Annotated in this window: 17 protein-coding genes; 13 read left to right on the top strand and 4 right to left on the bottom strand. The window is 51.7% G+C overall.

The genetic code is table 11. The features are described from left to right. Positions 1–7 precede the first annotated feature (7 nt). Both lspA and LX24_RS01290 read left to right on the top strand, forming a co-directional pair. Complete coding sequence (gene lspA, locus LX24_RS01295) at positions 8–478, top strand: signal peptidase II (protein ID WP_207706490.1); 471 nt, start codon at positions 8–10, stop codon at positions 476–478. Then, entirely contained in the window at positions 465–1,394 is a 930-nt protein-coding gene (locus LX24_RS01290; RefSeq protein ID WP_166510324.1) for an RluA family pseudouridine synthase, read from the top strand. The genes lspA and LX24_RS01290 overlap by 14 nt, the downstream gene beginning before the upstream one ends. Positions 1,395–1,406: 12 nt before the next feature. Here the strand turns inward: LX24_RS01290 and LX24_RS01285 are convergent, their stop codons facing one another. Together LX24_RS01285 and comA are read right to left on the bottom strand one after the other, a co-directional pair. Further along, positions 1,407–1,859, bottom strand: coding sequence for a DUF441 domain-containing protein (locus LX24_RS01285; protein WP_166510323.1), 453 nt, complete (start codon positions 1,857–1,859; stop codon positions 1,407–1,409). 200 nt (positions 1,860–2,059) lie between these two features. Continuing rightward, positions 2,060–2,881 (bottom strand): phosphosulfolactate synthase, encoded by an 822-nt coding sequence (gene comA / locus LX24_RS01280; protein ID WP_479723361.1) that lies wholly within the window; start codon positions 2,879–2,881, stop codon positions 2,060–2,062. A gap of 228 nt (positions 2,882–3,109) precedes the next feature. Between comA and LX24_RS01275 the strand changes: the two genes are divergently transcribed. The 3 genes from LX24_RS01275 (at position 3,110) to LX24_RS01265 (ending at position 6,084) form a co-directional block, all read left to right on the top strand. Continuing rightward, positions 3,110–4,789, top strand: a complete 1,680-nt coding sequence (locus tag LX24_RS01275) for an Ig-like domain-containing protein (RefSeq protein WP_166510321.1) — start codon at positions 3,110–3,112, stop codon at positions 4,787–4,789. Between the two features lie 192 nt (positions 4,790–4,981). After that, positions 4,982–5,329: a DUF4870 domain-containing protein gene (locus LX24_RS01270; RefSeq protein WP_166510320.1), complete on the top strand. Its 348-nt coding sequence runs from the start codon at positions 4,982–4,984 to the stop codon at positions 5,327–5,329. A 215-nt stretch (positions 5,330–5,544) separates the two neighbouring features. Next, a complete protein-coding gene (locus LX24_RS01265) occupies positions 5,545–6,084 on the top strand; it encodes a carbonic anhydrase (protein ID WP_166510319.1) in 540 nt (179 codons plus the stop codon). A gap of 599 nt (positions 6,085–6,683) precedes the next feature. Here the strand turns inward: LX24_RS01265 and LX24_RS01260 are convergent. Together LX24_RS01260 and LX24_RS01255 are read right to left on the bottom strand one after the other, a co-directional pair. Beyond that, the gene (locus tag LX24_RS01260) at positions 6,684–7,826 is read right to left on the bottom strand and encodes an FG-GAP repeat domain-containing protein (protein ID WP_166510318.1); all 1,143 of its coding nucleotides are present in this window, start codon (positions 7,824–7,826) and stop codon (positions 6,684–6,686) included. Positions 7,827–8,146: 320 nt separating this feature from the next. Beyond that, positions 8,147–9,493 (bottom strand): MFS transporter, encoded by a 1,347-nt coding sequence (locus LX24_RS01255; RefSeq protein ID WP_166510317.1) that lies wholly within the window; start codon positions 9,491–9,493, stop codon positions 8,147–8,149. Between the two features lie 116 nt (positions 9,494–9,609). Between LX24_RS01255 and LX24_RS01250 the strand changes: the two genes are divergently transcribed. From LX24_RS01250 to LX24_RS01215, 8 genes are all read left to right on the top strand, one after another. Further along, a complete protein-coding gene (locus LX24_RS01250; protein ID WP_166510316.1) occupies positions 9,610–9,885 on the top strand; it encodes a YqhV family protein in 276 nt (91 codons plus the stop codon). A 334-nt stretch (positions 9,886–10,219) separates the two neighbouring features. Then, positions 10,220–10,768 (top strand): bifunctional pyr operon transcriptional regulator/uracil phosphoribosyltransferase PyrR, encoded by a 549-nt coding sequence (pyrR, locus tag LX24_RS01245; RefSeq protein WP_166510315.1) that lies wholly within the window; start codon positions 10,220–10,222, stop codon positions 10,766–10,768. Between the two features lie 187 nt (positions 10,769–10,955). Continuing rightward, positions 10,956–11,894, top strand: coding sequence for an aspartate carbamoyltransferase catalytic subunit (locus LX24_RS01240; protein ID WP_166510314.1), 939 nt, complete (start codon positions 10,956–10,958; stop codon positions 11,892–11,894). Then, on the top strand, positions 11,878–13,149 hold the full coding sequence (locus LX24_RS01235; RefSeq protein ID WP_166510313.1) for a dihydroorotase: 1,272 nt from the start codon (positions 11,878–11,880) through the stop codon (positions 13,147–13,149). The genes LX24_RS01240 and LX24_RS01235 overlap by 17 nt, the downstream gene beginning before the upstream one ends. 84 nt (positions 13,150–13,233) lie before the next feature. Beyond that, positions 13,234–14,313 carry a glutamine-hydrolyzing carbamoyl-phosphate synthase small subunit gene (gene carA, locus LX24_RS01230; protein WP_166510312.1) on the top strand — a complete coding sequence of 360 codons (1,080 nt, stop codon included), beginning with the start codon at positions 13,234–13,236 and terminating at the stop codon, positions 14,311–14,313. A gap of 1 nt (position 14,314) precedes the next feature. After that, positions 14,315–17,533, top strand: a complete 3,219-nt coding sequence (gene carB / locus LX24_RS01225) for a carbamoyl-phosphate synthase large subunit (RefSeq protein ID WP_166510311.1) — start codon at positions 14,315–14,317, stop codon at positions 17,531–17,533. 58 nt (positions 17,534–17,591) lie between these two features. After that, positions 17,592–18,395 carry a dihydroorotate dehydrogenase electron transfer subunit gene (locus tag LX24_RS01220; RefSeq protein ID WP_166510310.1) on the top strand — a complete coding sequence of 268 codons (804 nt, stop codon included), beginning with the start codon at positions 17,592–17,594 and terminating at the stop codon, positions 18,393–18,395. After that, positions 18,395–19,318 carry a dihydroorotate dehydrogenase gene (locus LX24_RS01215; RefSeq protein WP_166510309.1) on the top strand — a complete coding sequence of 308 codons (924 nt, stop codon included), beginning with the start codon at positions 18,395–18,397 and terminating at the stop codon, positions 19,316–19,318. Before LX24_RS01220 ends, LX24_RS01215 begins: the two co-directional genes overlap by 1 nt. Positions 19,319–19,343 lie beyond the last annotated feature (25 nt).

Below are 19,343 nucleotides of genomic sequence, written 5' to 3'. Positions count from 1 at the left end.
TATAAGTTTGCGTTTTTTTGTTATTGTGCTGGTTACACTCCTCCTGGACCAGTTTTCCAAGTATATCATCACATCGTCTATGCTGCTGGGAGAGTCCATTCCGGTTTTGCCGCCGGTTTTTTATATCACCTATATTTTAAACCCCGGTGCTGCCTTTGGTATACTGGCCGAAAAAACAACCCTGTTTATTGTTGTCTCGTTGCTGGTGGTGGTGGGGGTGCTGGTGGGTTATCGCTTTTTACCCCGGGAAAGGATTCTGGTGCGCCTGGCTTCGGGCCTGGTTGCGGGGGGCGCGCTGGGTAACTTGATTGACCGGGTGCGCCTGGGTCGAGTGATTGATTTTTTGGATTTTCGGGTTTGGCCGGTCTTTAACCTGGCGGACACGGCAATAGTTATAGGTGCCGTGCTTCTAATTATAGATATTTGGCGCAATGATAAAGGGGAACAGCAAAGGGTGGACGCCAATGCCGAAAACTGAAATTTACCGGGTGGAGGCCGGGGAGGCCGGGGTGCGTTTGGATGTTTTTGTGACCTCCAGGGAGGGTAAGCTGAGCCGGTCCTTTGTGCAAAAGCTTATCGGCGATGGTGCCGTCACAGTGAACAGGGCAGCGGCCCGGGCCAATTACAGGTTAAAGGAAGGGGATACCGTTGTTGTTAACCTGCCGCCGCCCGTGGAACTTACTGTACAGCCCGAGCCCATAGCCCTTGAAATTTATTATGAGGATATGGATGTCATAGTGGTGAATAAGCCCAGGGGCATGGTGGTGCACCCGGCGGAGGGAAATTACACGGGTACGCTGGTTAATGCCCTGCTTTATCACTGCCGGGACCTTTCCGGTATCAACGGTGTGCTCAGGCCCGGCATTGTGCACCGCATTGACAAGGATACCTCGGGTTTGTTGATGGTGGCTAAAAATGACCTGGCCCATGAGCACCTGGCGGGCCAGTTAAAGGAGCATACTGTCCGGCGGGGTTACCTGGCCCTGGCTCACGGTGTGCTGTCCAGTGACCGGGGGGTGGTGGATGCACCCATTGGCCGGGACCCGCGGGACCGGCAGAAAATGGCCGTAACCAGTCGCAATGCCAAAAAAGCGGTGACCCATTACCGGGTACTGGGCCGGGCAGGTAATTATACATTATTAAAATTACGCCTGGAAACGGGACGTACCCACCAGATCAGGGTACATATGGCTTACATTGGGCACCCGCTGGTGGGAGATACCAGATATGGACCGGGTAAGCCCCATTTTAATTTGGAGGGTCAGTTTCTGCATGCTTACCTGTTGGGGTTTATCCATCCCCGCAACGGTGAATACATGGAATTTCGTGCCCCTTTGCCGGCGGAGCTAACCACTATATTAAAAAAATTGGGGTTTGACGAAAAAACTGTTTAAAGTTGTTTTTTGCTATTTAAATAAACGAATTGTTTCCAGAAACAGTGCGGTCAACCCGGCTGCCATCAATGGCCCCACGGGAACGCCGTTTAAAAATACAATGCCGAATATTGAGCCGATCAGCAGCCCGAAAATCAATTCGGGGTCGATTTGCAGCAGCCGTAACCCCTCACCGTTTAAATGGGTGGCCAGTGCCCCCCCAAGGATGGCCAGTATGCCCGGCAGGGAAGTAAAGGTGCCGATTAATTCTTTTTCCGTTACTTTACCGCTGGCCACGGGTACCAAAATAGCCAGTAATAAAAATAACAAGCCTATTTCTAGGCCTCTTTTTTCAAGCAACGAAAATATAAAATGCAAATTGGAAAATTTAATTATCAGTAATACGCAGGCAGCGGTGGCAATTAAATTGGAGCGGGCAATAATGCCCACCAGGAGCAGCGCCACCAGCAGTGGTACTCCATTCATGATCTCGCCTCGCCATGACAATTTTTAGTAAATATATGCCGCCGCCTTTCACTGTATTACCTGGTTTAACTAAGTGGTTGCTTGATGGTAGCATTACATTTCCACATTATTGACGGTTTTAAAACTATTTGCCGGTGCCGGGTGTTTACCTTACAACACCCGGCACCGGAGCGAACAAGTAAAAAACCGTAATTAGCCTTTTATTTTGGTTCATCCAGATCGGCTAGCACCAGCTGCAGGGTATCTGCCCGCAGTCCCACCCGCAGTGCCTCCACCGCCAGCACCTCCTGGGGTGGGATATTGCCCAGGTTTACATCCGAACCAAACCGGGTAATCAGATCTTGCTGTTGAATTTTTAGGGGTGCTTCCCAGATAATTAAAGACGGATCGCCGATATAATCCAGAAGTACCTGCAAATCATCATCTGCCATTTTACCATTGGCATCATAGAGCCCTACATTAAGACCACATTCCCGGCCTTCCAGAATAACCTTGTAAGCACCGTTTTGCAAATCTTTAAGGGCCATGCGGGCCAGTGTTTCCACCGGTATTTCGGCGCCGTTGTTTTTTTTGCCCACTTCGGTTAATACTCTAAATCCCTTTTCGGCAGCTAATGTTATTGTTTCTTCTCTCACCTCCTGGCTCAAGGGTATGGTTCCGTCACTCACCTCAATGGCCGTGAAGCCAAAAAAATTGCAGGTGTCGAGAAACTCCCTGACCTTGTTTTGTAATAATGCCACTTCTAAAAATGTGCCTCCCGGATAAATATCAATATTGTATGAACGCACCAGTTGTATTTTTTCTTCCAAAGCCCCTTCGGCATAGAGGGCCGGTGTTCCGAAACCCAGCTTGATGAAATCAATGTGCTGGTAATTGATTTTTAAAAGGTCCCTGGTTTCCCCTATGCCCATACCTTTATCGATTACCATGGTTAGTCCTTTGTTTCTGGGTTTGTTCAATCGTTCACCAAGCGGGAAGGAAATAACCTCCCGCCATTTACTGGAATACGCGTATTCAGACAAATTACCAACCCCTTTCCCGGTTATTTCGCATACGCCGGGAGAACGCATGCAGTTGCCCACCCCCTTTTAATTTTTCTAGCCGGGAAAGAGATTTTTGTGCACTTGATTAGAAAATATTCACTGGCCTGCGGATTGGTTACCTGGTTGACCTGCCAAATAACGGTGCAGTTACGTATATCAAGACAGGTGGTTAAATCCATCCAAAAATAATGCGGGGAGTGGTTTTTATTGCGGATTAACAGGTGGAAATGCTTTATTGGAGGCATGCTTGCGGTGGCTGTATTTGCCTTCGCCATGATATCGCCAACGGATGCTCTGGCCAAAAACAACGGCAACGGTAAAGGTAACGGCAAAATACCTCCGGGACAATTGAAAAAAATATCCTTTACCATGATGGGCGATGTCTATGGTCACTGGGCGGCCGAACCTGTAACGGCCATGCAAAGGCAAGGCATCATTGTGGGATTCCCGGATGGGAAGTTTTATCCCCAGAAAGAAGTCTCCAAAAACGAGGCACTGGTCATGTTGATGCGTGCCATGGGCTACGAGGATGAATCACCCACCGGCAAAAGTTTGAAGTTGGTGCCGAAAAGCTGGGCCAGTGGCATGGTTGCCCTGGCTTTGGACAAGGGTATTATAACCCGGGAAGAATTAAAGAATTTTAATGGTAACGAAGCGGCCCAGAGATATGAGGTGGCCGTGTGGCTGGCCAGGGCGCTTTCAAACAGTGATATGTTGGGTAACTTGTCAGGTGGGACCGTACAATTCATCGATGCCGGTAAAATACCGGGTTATGCTAAAAATTATGTGGCCCAGATGGCCCGGGCCGGTATTATGAGAGGTTACCCCGGTAATGTCTTTAAGCCCCAAAACCCGGTGCAAAGAGCGGAAATCGCGGCTATGTTGTTCCGGTGTCAAAATATGTTTTCGTTGAACCCCAGATTTGAATTTATTAAAGGTACCGTGGATGATGTAATGCCATCGGACCCGGCCTTTATATCCATAGTCCCCGGCAGTGATGACCGGTTGACAATACTGGTGCAGGTGGCTGATGATGCTGCCATATTTGTTGATGGCGAAGCAGTGGAACTAGAGGATATTGAAAGGGGTTACGCGGTTTCACTGGTGCTCAACTCAGCCCGTAAAGCCATTGTGGTAAGTGCGGGCTCAGAAGGTGCCGCGGATAATGACGATGAGAACAAAGACGAGGCTGCCCCGGAAGTTGTCAAACTCAATCCCAAAGATGGTGCCGGTGATGTTAAAGCCGGTATTGATGAACTGGTGGTTACCTTTGATGAAAAAATCTACCCCGTTAAATCCCTAAAGGATATTAAGGATAAAATAGGGGTGGAAAATATCACTAAGGACCGGAGCATTAATATTGGGGATGTTGAAATTGACGGTAGGGATTTAATCATCGAACTGAAGGTAGGGTTGGAAGAAAACTGTCGTTATGCAGTATATATCCCGGCAAATATCATCAAGGATAAAGAAGGCAATAAATTTGCCGGTATTAACTCCAGGGACTGGCGATTTGCAACATTTGAAGGTGAAGATGAAGATGAAGACGCCCCGAAACCAGAGAAATTAAATCCTAAAGATGGTGCAAAGGTTGAGTACGGTATCAAAAAAATAACGGTAAAATTTGATGAACCGGTGCAATGGGTAAACGAGAAATCCAGTAAAAATACGGCAATAGTATTTAATACAACCACCAATGCTTTACTAACTCCTGATGATGTTAATATTGATGAAGACCAACTGGTTATTGAATTTGATAAAAAACTGCCGGTGGGAGAATACGGCATAACTATTTCGTCAGGCATTATAGAAGACCTGTCCGGTAATAAATTCCCGGGCATTGGTGTTAACGATTGGGTATTTGAAGTGGTGGAGGAAGACGACTAATTGCATTAGTAACTCGAACTTAAAGGGGAAGCCATAGCGGCTTCTCCTATTGTATTTTATAAGAGGTGCCGGAGCAGGTTTGGGTTGATAATCGAGGAAGTTAATGAGAAAATAGTACAGATTGTACTGAAAGTTGGTGCCTGATTTGCCCCAATTGGTGAACAGAAAGCCCGGTGGAGGGAGGTAAAACGAATGGTTTTACCGGAAAGCAAACTTTTAGGTGCGGTGTGTCACGGTTCCATATTCTTTGGCCTGCCTATAGTGGTGCCGCTGATTGTCTATTTATTAAAGAAGGATGATGATTTTGTTAACCATCACGCCCGGGAGTCGCTGACCATGCATATTATATCCCTGCTTTTAGGGGTGGGGGTGGGGATACTGTGCCTTTTACTTATCGGATTTTTGCTGGTCGTTCCCCTGGCGATATTGGGAATTGTATATACTGTCTTCGCCATAATAGCAATTATAAAATGTTTGTCGGGCGAATATTACCATTATCCCATCACTACGAAATATGCCCGGGCCTGGTTTGAATGCTGAAAATTTGAGGTAAAAATTTTTCTTTACTTTTGTCACTTAAAGAAATAATTCACTTTCCTTGCAGGAATAAACCATATGGTTATCGAATAGCTAAAATAATGATCACTTGTTTTGTGATACATATTTAGCTATTATTTTTTTCTGCTAAGTGAATTATGGTACAAATCTAATGGAGTGACTGTGCTAGAATATAAAACTATATGGGAGGTCTTAGTATGGATAACTTGGTGCCAATTCGTTCCGTTGACGATATTTTCCCCAAATATCGCAACACACCCATCGATCTTTTATTGCAGTATCACAACCTGAATGCCCCCCTGGATAATTATGAACATGCGGAAGTAGTAATCGGCATGTGCATGGATAATCGCAAGCAATTGCGTATACCCGATAACTTTGCTTATATTCTCCGTACCGGCGGGGGCAACCTGCGTCATATTGAATTTAAAATATCATACGCCGTGGCTGTTGGGGGCGTCAAAGCCATTGCTTTAATTGGCCATGATAAATGCGGTATGGTTAACTTGATGGCCAAAAAAGATAAATTTGTGCAGGGGTTGGTGGACTGGGCCGGCTGGGATAAGGAGCGGGCAGAAGAGCACTTCATGAATTACGCACCCATGTTTGAAATTGATAATGAAATCGATTTTGTTATTAGCGAAGCCCGAAGATTGCGCCAGCGCTATCCCAAAATTTTAGTGGTCCCTTTGTTTTATGGTATAGACGACAAACTTTTATATTTAATTAATGAATAATGCGCGGGCGGGTGGGGTTACTTGCCCGCCTTTTCCGCCTTTTTTGCATTACAGCCATTAAGGCTTCAAACACCTTGCACCCGTGCAAGCGCTGTAAAAGCCGGTCATGGACTTTTCCATCAGCCACGATATATAAAATTTTGTTGCGATTAGGACCAGCCGTAATCAGTGCTTAAGCGTAAAGTCATAATGAGCATATTTTCCTGCTGGCTAATCTTCTTTTAATTTATACGTGGGGACGGTGTTTAAATATCCTTTCATCTTGCCATATTTGATAAAATTGTCCTGTATGCTAATCTCGGAATTCAAAAGTTCTATGAAAAATTTCCTAATGCGGTCATTGGTTAAACTTTGCTTGACAGCTGCAACATGTATCAGCGTGGCGCCTACGATACCGAAAAAGAGGTTTCGATACATAAAGTCATCATTAATAAAATGTTTGGTATCTGCCGGCCAGGCAATGATCCTGGCGGGTTTTTTTTATGAACAAAAAAGTCCCGGGTATTACGGTGGGTACCATTACTGTGCGTACCGCCGAAAACCCGGGATATACAGTTTTATCAATTAAACACCAACCATGCAAAGGCACCGGTTAACTATTATTTGTGACCGTATACTTCCTGCAGTAAAACAGAGACATTGTTCGAGTTGGCATTTGCCGTGGCCAGTCCCGGCTTGTTGTCACCTGTAAAATCTGCTGTGGTGATGCCAAAAGGAAACTCCCCCACCGGGAAATCAGTGATTGCTTTGAAACTGCCCTTCCCGTCACCCCACAGGATTGAGACATCCGAGTCGCCGGAGTTTGCCACGGCCAGGTCTACGTTATTGTCATTGTTGAAATCTGCTGTGGCTATCCCTATGGGTCCATCGCCCACCAGAAAGGGAGAGCCGGGAGCTGAAGTGAAATTGCCGGTTCCGTTGCCCAGCAATACCGATGCGTTTTGTTCGTTAATATTTGTCACCGCCAAATCCACATTGCTGTCGTGATTAAAATCTGCAGCTGTAATACCAAAGGGACCGTTCCCAACCGTGAATGGTGAGCCGGTGGCCGGGGCGAAATTGCCGGTGCCATTGCCCAGCAGTACTGATACACTGCTATCAAGATTATTGGCCGTGGCCAGATCCACATTACCGTCATGGTTAAAGTCCGCCGCAGTGATACTGAAAGGAGAGTGCCCCACCGGAAAATCGGTGGCTGTCCCGAAGGTGCCGTCACCGTTACCCAAAAGAATGGAAACGTTATCACTGAGGCTTGTTACCGCCAGGTCCACGTTGTTGTCGTTATCACAGTCCGCTGCGGTAATGCCTATGGGCAGATTACCGGCGGGAAAGTTCGTGGCCGGGCCGAAATTACCGTTACCGTCCCCCAGCAGAACAGAAACATTATCGTTTAAAGTGTTTATTACCGCCAGATCTATGTTGCCGTCGTGGTTAAAGTCCGCTGCAGTTATACCGCGGGGGGAATTCCCCACCGGGAAGTCGGTAGCCGCGTCGAAACTGCCATCTCCGTTACCCAGCAAAACCGACACGTTATGGTCCAACAAGTTTGTCGTGGCCAGATCTATTCTGCCATCATTGTCAAAATCCGCCGCGGTGATGCCGTTGGGGTTGCTGCCCACCGGGTGGTTGACTGCCGTCCGGAAGGTTACTCCGGCAAAGGCTGCATAAATCCCTGCAAATAGCGTTAATATGGCTAATAGTGCCAGCGCTGAGGTAATCTTATTTAACTTTTTCCACTGCATTTGTTACCGCACCCCCATTGAAGCCAGTTGTTAATTGAGCGTGCCAATAATCAGATACTAAAACCCCCTTTCCCATGGTGCTTGTTTAAAGTTTTTGCATTATCACAGGCGTGCCCAACCCATTATCCTTATCCATACAATAAAACCATGTTTTACCTATACTATTCATTTGCCGGTGTATTAGTTACTGCATATGCCATGCTATGCATTGCTCCCGTCCTAACCGCGAAAATAAAAAAGGGAACACCGGGCATAAGCCTGTTCCCCTCATTTTATTAAGGATAAGAATAATTGTTGCAGTAACCGTGGGCCGGGTAACGTTATTCCCCGGGCATGTCCTCTTTCCCTTTGTCCTTTTTACCTCCGGGCAGGGGTTTGCGAGCAGGGGCAAATACAAACTCGGTTCTTACGGCCTGTACCGCCTGGCCATTGGCCTGTTGCGGCTGTTGTCCCGCTCCCGAATCGCCCGCCGCTGTCAAGTCCTTGACTCTGATAAAGAATAATGCCGCCAGCGCTGTTACCCCGGCCAGTATGGTGCCGCCCCAGTACATGTAAGCGTTGCTGATATCCATCAGGTAGCCAAACAGAGGCGGCCCCGCGGCCACCCCTAAAAAGCGCACGCTGCCATATACCGAAGTGACAAGACCCCTTTCCTGGGTATCGGTGGTGCTGGTGATGATGGTATTCAAACATGGCAACAGCAGTCCCGTACCTAAACCGGCCATGGAAATGCCGGCAAAGAAAAGATAAATATTTTCGTATATGTTCAGGGCGGCCAGGGAAACAGCCACCAGGCCGAGCCCGGTTACCACCAGCCATTTCATCAGCCGCACCTTTTTTTTGATCAGCAGGCCGGTGACAAAAGAAGTAACCGACATAAACAGCACAGGTACCGCCAGAGCCGCGCCTTTGACGAGACCGGTCAAACCCACGGTTTCCTCCAGGTAATCACTGAGGAAAAACAGTATGCCGAATAGTATAAGCAGGGCAACCATACCGCTCAAAAAAATGGTGGCCAGCAGCACCGATTTATTTTTAAATACCTTTTTTATAGACTTGCCGTACTGGGCTATACTCTGGGTGGCCCGGTTTTCTTCCGGTTCCCTGGTTAAAAACCAGATGCCCAGCACGATGGGTATGATGATGGCCGGGAAAAATAAAAAAGTGGCGTACCAGACAATCAAGCCAATGGCGGCCCCCAGCACGGGGCTCAGTACTTTGCCGAAGCCGTTGGCTGCTTCCACCACCCCCAGGGCCTTGCTGCGTTTAGGGCCGGAAAACAAATCACCGGTGAAGGCCATGGCAATGGGAGTGGTGCCCGCAGCACCGATGCCCTGAATTATCCGCCCGCTGATAATCCATGTATAAGCCCTTTCGTGTAGAAACATGGCGGCCAGCCCGGCGATGATTCCGCCCAGCCCATATAGTATCAGGCCAGGGATAATTACTTTTTTACGGCCGATGCGGTCGGATAAAAATCCGGCCAGCGGTATGAGCAGGCCGGGTATGGAAAAAGCGGTGATGACCATGCTGACTTTTATCTCGCTAAGATTCAGCGCTGCCTGTAATTGTGGCAATACCGGTATAAGCATGGAATTGCCCAGTACCATAATAAAAGGCACGGCCGCAATGGCGGCCAGTGCGGCTGCTCCGGCTTGCGCCCCCATGACGCTCCACATCCTTTCTAAAGACACGGATATTTTAACTCTAAGAGACAAGTGCTATGCATTTTAACACCCACTCCCGCATAAGAAAAAATAGTATAAAACGGGGGTGGAAGGTAATGTTTCTTATTTTTGACAAGATAGTCATTTCCATGGCGGCGGTGCGCTTTTTATCCGCGACCATTGAATTTACAGCGGCCATGTTGATGCTGCACTTCAATAAGGTGGAAACGGCATTTAAAATTAATGCCGTGCTGGCCATGGTGGGACCCACCATTTTAATTATCGTTACCACCCTGGGATTGGTGGGTTTGGCCGGCAAAGTGTCTTTGGCGGGTATGGCCACCATAATGCTGGGAGTAGCATTAATCTTTTTAGGTATTAATAAACTTTAAGAGTCTGTTGGAAAAGCAGGCTTTGGCGTATGAGCACTGCAAATGACAGCTACCGTAGAGATTATGGGGGATCTTGCATAGACTTTTCGAACAGCATTTTTAAGATGTTGTATAAATGGTTTTTTACCGGGTGAAAATTTGAACGGGGGATTTGTATAATGCGTTGACGTCCCCGGTTGTTTTTGATAGTATTGTGTAGATGAAAAACCACCTTTAAAATCGGTCCCGTGAGACCGGTAAGGATACATAGTATAAACAGGGTCAGTGTGCCTGTCTATGCCTCTTACCGGGTAGACAGGTTTTTTAATGCTGTTATTTGACGGGGGGTGTTCTCTTGCCGGCATTAAGGGAAAAGGCCCGGATCATTGACCAGGATGGTATCAGGCGTGCCCTGACCCGTATCGCCCATGAAATTATTGAGCGCAACAAGGGTACGGATAATTTGGTACTGATTGGTATCAGGCGACGGGGTGTACCCCTGGCCCGGAGATTGGCCGGTAAAATCAAGCAGATTGAAGGCAGTCAAGTGCCGGTGGGCATTCTTGATATTACCCTGTACCGGGATGATTTGTCTTCTCTAAACCACCAGCCTGTGGTTAGGCAAACCGAGGTTAACTTTTCTATAGAAGGCAAAAAAGTGGTGCTGGTGGACGACGTTTTATATACCGGGCGCACCATTCGGGCCGCCCTGGACGCTGTTATCGATTTGGGGCGGCCCAGGAGTATTCAACTGGCGGCACTGATTGACCGGGGCCATCGTGAATTACCCATCAGGGCCGATTATGTGGGGAAAAACGTTCCCACGGCCCGCCGGGAACTTGTGGAGGTACGCCTGTCGGAAACCGATGGCATGGACGAAGTGGTGATTATGGAAAAAACATAAATAGCTTTGGCTCCTTTTAAGCGGTCCCGAGAGGCTGGCAAGGGAGAGCTTTCAGCTCGTTTGGGGATTTTGTGCCGTCCATATGACATTTGGCACGGTATATCCCTGTGTCGTAGCTCAGCCGGCCTCCGCCGGGTTTTTGATAAACCCGGGGAGGCTTATTTATTGGGGAGGGGGTTATTTTGGATTGTATAAACACAAGGATTTGTTGGCATTAAAAGACCTTAGCGCTGGTGAAATCAGTTTCTTACTGGATACCGCAAAGCCTATGAAGGAAATAATCACCAGGCCCATTAAAAAAGTACCCACGCTGCGGGGTCGCACCGTGGTGAACCTTTTCTACGAAAACAGCACTCGTACCCGTAGCTCCTTTGAACTGGCGGCTAAATACCTGAGTGCGGACAGCATCAATATATCCAGTTCCTCCAGCAGTGTGGCCAAGGGTGAAAGTTTATACGATACCGCCCGGACTATCCAATCACTGGGTGCCGATGTGGTGGTGCTGCGCCATCCCATGGCCGGGGCGCCGCACCTGCTGGCCAAAACCGTTAAGGCGGCGGTGATTAACGCGGGGGATGGGGCCCATGAGCATCCTTCCCAGGCGCTGCTGGACCTTTTTACGGTACGGGAACGCCGGGGAAAAATCGACGGCCTCACGGTGGTTATCGTGGGAGACATACTGCACAGCAGGGTGGCACGCTCCGACATTTGGGGGTTTACCAAACTGGGGGCCGAGGTGCGGGTTTGCGGCCCGCCTACATTGCTGCCTCCGGAGCTGGAGCAAACCGGTGCCCGGGTGTTTTACCGGCCCGAGGAGGCCCTGGCGGGCGCGGATGTAATCATCATGCTGCGCATTCAAAAGGAAAGGCAGCGGCAAGGCCTGTTTCCGGGCTTGCGGGAATATGCCCGGCTGTACGGTTTAAACCGGGAGCGCCTGGCCCTGGCCGCACCCGGTGCGCTGGTTATGCACCCCGGGCCCATGAACCGCGGGGTGGAAATAGGCCATGATATTGCCGACAGTACTGTGGCGTTAATAGAAGAACAGGTAACCAACGGCGTAGCGGTTCGGATGGCTCTGTTGTACCTGTTAACCGGGGGAGGTGCTCACCATGAAGCTGATCATTAAGGGCGGACGGGTAATTGATCCCGCTGTGGGCAAAGACGAGCCGGCCGATATATATGTGCGGGACGGTATCATTTGCGCCCGGTTTGCGGAGGATGAGGATACACAAATCATTGACGCCACCGGCAAGCTGGTGGTGCCGGGTTTGATAGATATGCACGTGCACCTGCGGGAACCGGGCTATGAAGCCAAGGAAACGATTGCCACCGGCACCGCGGCGGCGGCCCGGGGCGGTTTTACCGGTGTGGCCTGCATGCCTAACACCGACCCGGTTGCCGATAACCGTTTCATCATCGAATTTATCAACAAGCGGGCAGCGGAGGAAGGTCAGGTTAACGTTTATCCCATAGGTGCCATTACCAGGGGCAGCCGGGGCGGGGAACTGGCCGAACTGGCTGATATGCGGGATGCCGGGGCGGTGGCCTTTTCCGACGATGGCCGGCCGGTGTCCGATGCCGGGCTGATGCGACGGGCTATGCAGTACTGCAAGATGTTGGGTGTTCCGGTTATTTCCCACTGTGAGGAACAAACCCTGGCCGCGGGCGGGGTAATGCACGAAGGATACCAATCCACCATACTGGGGCTAAAGGGAATTCCCGCCTCCGCCGAGGAAGTTATGGTGGCCCGGGATATCATCCTGGCTTCAGAAACAGGCTGCCCGCTGCATATAGCCCATGTCAGTACCGCGGGTTCCGTGGCGCTGATCAGGGAAGCCAAAAAGAGGGGTTGCCCCGTTACTGCCGAGGTTACACCGCACCACTTTACTTTAACCGACCAGGCGGTGACCCATTATAATACCGCGGCCAAGGTTAACCCGCCACTGCGCGGTGAGGCGGATGTCCAGGCGGTGCGGGAAGGGCTGGCTGACGGTACCCTGGATGTAATCGCCACCGATCATGCACCCCATACCTATGATGAAAAGAACGTGGAATTCGACCTGGCACCCTTTGGCCTGGTGGGGCTGGAAACCGCGGTGGGGCTGGTCTGGACCGAGTTGGTGCACACCGGTATACTTACTCCTTTGCAGGCGGTGGCGAAACTGGCGCTGCATCCGGCCCGCATACTGGGGATTGACCGGGGCACACTGGCTGAAGGTAGCGTTGCGGATATAACGGTTATAGACCCCTTGCTAACCAGACAGGTTGATCCCGAGCAGTTTGCCAGCAAAGGTAAAAACACTCCCTTTGCCGGCCGAACCCTGCAGGGGCTGCCGGTAATTACCATACGATCGGGCGCCTGTATTTATACCACTATATGATCATAAAGCCCGCCATTTTATATGGCGGGGCGGAACACATTTCATAAACGGATACAATTGAATAAACTGCGGAGGTGTATACATTTGAAAGCTTATTTAGCCCTTGAAGATGGGACAGTCTTTACAGGCCGGTCTTTTGGTGCCACAGGGGAGCAATGGGGGGAGGTTGTGTTTAACACCGGCATGACCGGTTACCAGGAGATACTTACTGATCCCTCCTATTGCGGCCAAATAGTGGTGATGACTTACCCGCTGATCGGTAATTACGGTATTAACCGTGAGGACTTCGAGGCCGGAAACTCCTTTATTCGGGGTTTCGTGGTTAAAGAAGCCTGTGACCATCCCAGCAACTGGCGGGCCGGTTACCGTATCGGTGACTTTCTGGCCCGGGAGGGGGTGCCGGGCATCAGCGGGGTGGATACCAGGGCACTCACCCGACACCTGCGCAGTTATGGAACCATGCGGGGCGTTATTGCCACGGGGACGGTGGACCCGGCTCTATTGGTGGAGAGGGCCAAAACCTGCCCAACTTTAAGCGGTCAAAAACTAGTGGCCGGTGTGGCTGTCAAGGAGTCTTATACCATTGCCGGGGGCGGTCCCAGGGTATTGCTCATTGACTTGGGATCAAAACAAAATATCATTCGCAAGCTTAAAGAACGGGATTGCACTGTGATGGTGGTGCCGCCGGATATTACTCCCGGGCAAATTGCCCAGCTTGCCCCCGATGGGGTGCTCATATCCAACGGCCCCGGTGACCCCGAGGACGTGCCGGGAACCATCGCCACCACCAGGGCTATCATGGGCAAGTACCCTCTGTTCGGTATTTGCCTGGGTCACCAGGTCATGGCACTGGCCCTGGGCGCTAAAACCTATAAAATGAAGTTCGGTCACCGTGGTGCCAACCACCCGGTAAAGGATCTGCGTACCGGGCGGGTTTACATTACCTCCCACAACCACGGTTTTTCCGTGGCTGAGGATTCGCTGGCCGGGTTGGATGTTGATGTTACCCATATCAATTTAAATGACCACACGGTGGAAGGTATCCGGCATAAACACCTGCCTTTGTTTGCGGTGCAGTATCACCCCGAGGCATCACCGGGGCCGCAGGAATCGGATTATATATTTGACCAGTTTATGGATATGATGCGCGGGGAGGGACGGTAACATGCCTATTAAGCAAGGGATTAAAAAGGTTTTGGTGGTGGGCTCGGGTCCTATCATCATCGGCCAGGCCGCTGAATTCGACTATGCGGGCACCCAGGCCTGCCGGTCATTGCGGGAGGAAGGGCTGGAAGTGGTACTGATCAACAGTAACCCGGCCACCATTATGACGGACAGCAACATGGCCGACCGGATTTATATTGAACCCATTACCCCCGAATTTGTCACCCGGGTTATTGAGAAGGAAAGGCCCGATGGTTTTTTACCCTCCCTGGGCGGCCAGGTGGGACTGAACATGGCGCTGCAGTTATCTGATATGGGAGTGCTGGAAAAATATAATGTGCAACTGCTGGGTACCCCGCTGGATGCCATCAAACGGGCCGAGGACCGGGAACAGTTTAAATCCACCATGGAAAGAATCAACGAGCCCGTGCCCGAAAGTGTCATCGTCTCCTCGGTGGAAGAAGCGGTGGACTTTGCCAGGGAAATCGGCTTTCCCCTGGTGGTTCGCCCGGCTTATACCCTGGGCGGCACCGGCGGCGGCATGGTCTACAATATGGATGAGCTGATCAGTACCTGCACCAAGGGCCTAAAGGCCAGTATTATCCACCAGGCCCTCATTGAACGCAGCCTGGTGGGCTGGAAAGAAATCGAGTTTGAAGTAATGCGGGACAGTGCCGATAACTGTATCACCATTTGCAGTATGGAAAACATTGATCCCATGGGGGTGCATACAGGGGACAGCGTGGTGGTGGCCCCGGCCCAAACCCTAAGCGACCGGGAGTACCAGATGCTGCGCAGCGCTGCTTTGAAAATTATCCGCGCCCTGGGGGTGGAAGGCGGGTGCAACGTTCAGTACGCCCTGGACCCCAACAGTTACAGTTATTACGTTATTGAAGTTAATCCCCGGGTGTCCCGCTCTTCAGCCCTGGCCTCCAAGGCCACGGGTTATCCCATCGCCAAGGTGGCCAGTAAAATTGCCATCGGTCTTAACCTGGATGAGATTAAAAATGCGGTGACGGGTAAAACCTATGCCTGTTTTGAGCCTGCTATAGATTACACGGTGGTCAAATTCCCCCGCTGGCCCTTTGACAAGTTTGCTCTGGCCGACCGGTCCCTGGGGACCCAGATGAAGGCCACCGGTGAAGTAATGTCCATTGACCGTTCCCTGGAGGGGGCGCTGTTAAAGGCGATTCGCTCCCTGGAAATTGGTGTGCCCGGCCTTATTTACCCCGGATTTGCGGACCTGTCCCAGGATGAAATCGAGCAAAAGCTGGAGCAGCCCAATGACGAGCGGTTCTTTGTGCTGGCCGAGGCGCTGCGCCGGGGCATGCTTTTGGAACGCATCCATAACCTGACTAAAATAGACCGTTTCTTTATCCAAAAGATAGATAACGTGGTGCAGTTGGAGGATCAGCTGCGTCGCGGTGGCCGGGCGGCTTTAACTGCGGAGCTGCTCAGGAGGGCCAAGGAAATGGGTATGGCCGATGCTTACCTGGCCCAGGCAGCGGGTATTAAGACGGGTGAGGTGCGGGCGTTGCGTGAAGGGCACGGTATACTACCGGTTTACAAAATGGTGGATACCTGCGCCGCTGAATTTGAGGCCGTTACACCATATTACTATTCCTGTTACGATACCGAGGATGAAGCTGAGCCCACAAATAATCCCAAAGTGGTGGTGCTGGGCGGCGGTCCCATTCGTATCGGCCAGGGTATTGAATTTGACTATTGCTCGGTACACTCGGTGTGGGCGCTGAAGGAAATGGGTTACGAGGCCATTATTGTCAATAATAACCCGGAAACCGTCAGCACCGATTTTGATACCGCAGACCGGCTGTACTTTGAGCCGCTGCTTCCCGAGGATGTAATAAATATACTGGAGAAGGAACAACCCGTGGGGGTAATTGTGCAGTTTGGCGGGCAGACCCCCATTAACTTGGCTGCCCATGTGCAAAAGGCCGGCTTTAATATCCTTGGTTCTTCCCTGGATAGCATCGACCGGGCCGAAGACCGCCGGCGTTTCGACGCCCTGCTAAGCCATTTGAATATTCCCCGGCCTGCGGGTGGTACCGCCTTTTCGGTGACCGACGCCGAAAAAATTGCCGCCGGTATTGGTTTCCCGGTGCTGGTGCGCCCCTCCTATGTGCTGGGCGGGCGGGCCATGGAAATTGTTTATAATATGGATGATTTGAGGAATTATATGGCCACGGCGGTTAAAGTAACCCCGGAACACCCGGTGCTGGTGGATAAATATTTCCTGGGCGAGGAAATTGAAGTGGACGCCATTGCCGACGGGGAAACGGTGCTTATTCCCGGTATCATGAAACACGTGGAGCGAGCCGGGGTGCATTCGGGGGACAGCATTGCCGTTTACCCGGGCGATCACCTGGACCGGGCGGCCCGGGAACAAATCGTGGATTATACCACCAGGCTGGCTTTGGAATTGGATGTGCGGGGCATGATCAATATTCAGTACGTGCTTTATAACGGTCAAATTTACGTGCTGGAAGTCAATCCCCGGGCCAGCCGCACGGTGCCCTATATGAGCAAGATTACAGGTATTCCCATGATTAACCTGGCCACCAAAATCATCATGGGCCGCAAACTTAAAGAGCTGGGTTACCAGGGCGGCCTTTACCCGGAGGGCAGGCTGGTGGGGGTCAAGGCACCCGTGTTCAGTTTTGCCAAGCTGTTGCAGGTGGATATATCACTGGGTCCCGAAATGAAATCCACCGGTGAGGTGCTGGGGGTGGATGCCAGCTACCCGGTGGCCCTGTATAAAGCTTTGTTGGCTTCGGGAGTGGAGTTCCAGCGGCAGGGCAATATACTGGTGACCGTGGCTGATAAAGATAAGGAAGAGATGCTGCCCATTATCAAGGGCTTTAATAGCCTGGGTCACAAAATATACGCCACCACAGGCACGGCCCGTTACCTGGAAGAACACGGGGTGGCGGTGACCAGGGTGAACAAGGTGCGGGAAGGCTCTCCCCATATTGCTGACCTGCTGCGCCGGGGGGATATTCACCTGGTGATCAATACCCTGACCAAGGGCAAAGCCCCGGAGCGGGACGGCTTTGTCATCCGGCGGGCCGCCGTGGAACTGGCCGTTCCTTGCCTGACCTCCCTGGACACCGCCCGGGCCATCCTGGAAGTGCTGGGGGACATCAAGGAAGGCTCCGACTTCCCGCTGGTGCCCCTGCAGGAGTACGTTGTCCCGTATTAACATTATTTTCTGCGGTACAATTTATAGCACGGGTATCTAGTACAGGGGGTGACTATTTATGTCCCGGTTAATGCAGTTGGAGATAACCGGCCATTGGGAACATGTGCCCGGCGTGCGGGTAATGGAATTTACGGCCCCGCACTTGGCCCGGGCAGCCCAACCCGGCCAGTTTTTACACATTCGCTGCGGGGAGAGCAGTGACCCGCTGCTACGGCGTCCCATCAGTATTCACGCCGTGGACCGGCAGTCCGGCCGAGTTAAGATAATGTTTCAGGTGGTGGGTAAAGGCACGGCCTGGCTGGCCGGTCGCAGGGACGGTGTTATTGATGCCATGGGACCTTTGGGTCGTGGTTTTACTGTCCACCCGCCCGCAGCGCTGCCGGAGAGCGCAAATTTGATCGTGGTGGGCGGCGGCATTGGGGCTGCGCCGCTATATTTTTTATTGCAGGAGCTGGCCCGGGCCGGCCTGGCCCGGCGGGTTAAAGTGTTGTTAGGGGCGCGAAATGCCCGGCAGTTGCTCATAACGGAGGCTGCCCGTGAATTGGGTTATGCTGTACGGGTGGCCACCGACGATGGTTCCGCAGGGTACCGGGGTTTAGTTACCGCTTTGCTGGAGGAAGAATTGAAGCCGAAACCGGGTTATGTTTATGCCTGCGGTCCATCGCCCATGCTCAAGGCGCTGTGTGTCATGTTGCGTGATTACGGAGTGCCCGGCGAGGTGTCGGTGGAGGAGCGGATGGCTTGTGGTGTGGGGGCCTGCCTGGCCTGTGTTTGCCGGGTAAGGGATGCCGGCGGGAAGGAAACATACCGGCATGCCTGTGTTGATGGCCCGGTCTTTCCCGCGGGGGAGGTGGTCTGGTAATGAACACTGCGGTAAATCTGGGCGGTATAGCCATGAAAAACCCTGTAACCACGGCTTCCGGCACGTTTGGATTTGGCCTGGAATACCAGGACTATGTTGACCTGCAGCGGCTGGGGGCGATCACCGTCAAGGGTACCACCCTTAAACCCCGGTTGGGCAACCCGCCGCCGCGCATTGTGGAAACCCCTTCGGGGATGCTCAATGCCATCGGTCTCCAGAACCCGGGTGTGGAACAGGTGGCCGAAGAAATCATGCCCCGCCTGGCCGGGCTTGGGGTGCCGGTGATAGTGAACATTGCCGGGGATACGTTGGAGGATTACGCCCGGGTGGCTCGCCGGCTGGACGGCGTGCCCGGGGTGGCGGGGTTGGAGGTAAATATTTCCTGCCCCAATGTGAAAAAAGGAGGCATCCAGTTTGGCAGCGATCCCCGCACGGCGGCCGAGGTGACCCGGGCCGTCAAGGGGTCCACGGGTTTGCCTGTAATTATTAAATTGTCCCCCAACGTGACGGATATGGTGGCCATGGCTGAGGCGGTGGCTGAAGCTGGTGCCGACGCTTTGTCCATGATTAATACCCTGCTGGGTATGGCCATTGATGTGGACAGGCGCAGGCCCGTGCTGGGCAATGTCACCGGCGGGCTTAGCGGCCCCGCCGTGCGACCGGTGGCGGTGCGGGCGGTTTGGCAGGTGTACCGGGCGGTGGCCCTGCCCATACTGGGCATGGGGGGCATTATGACCGCCCGAGATGCCCTGGAGTTTATTCTGGCCGGGGCCACAGCGGTGGCGGTGGGCACCGGCAATTTTGTCAACCCCCGGGCTACACTGGATGTGGTGGAGGGGATTGAACAATATATGCAGAATCACGGCTTTACAGATATAAATGAGCTGGTAGGTTTAGCCCAGCGCGATGGCGGGTCTTGCTGAAGACCGGGGTAATTGAAGGCATCCC

The organism is Desulfallas thermosapovorans DSM 6562 (assembly GCF_008124625.1).
GTDB lineage: Bacteria > Bacillota > Desulfotomaculia > Desulfotomaculales > Desulfallaceae > Sporotomaculum > Sporotomaculum thermosapovorans.
The sequence above is the reverse complement of the archived record's forward strand: the minus strand, read 5'-3'. Positions and strand labels throughout refer to the sequence as shown.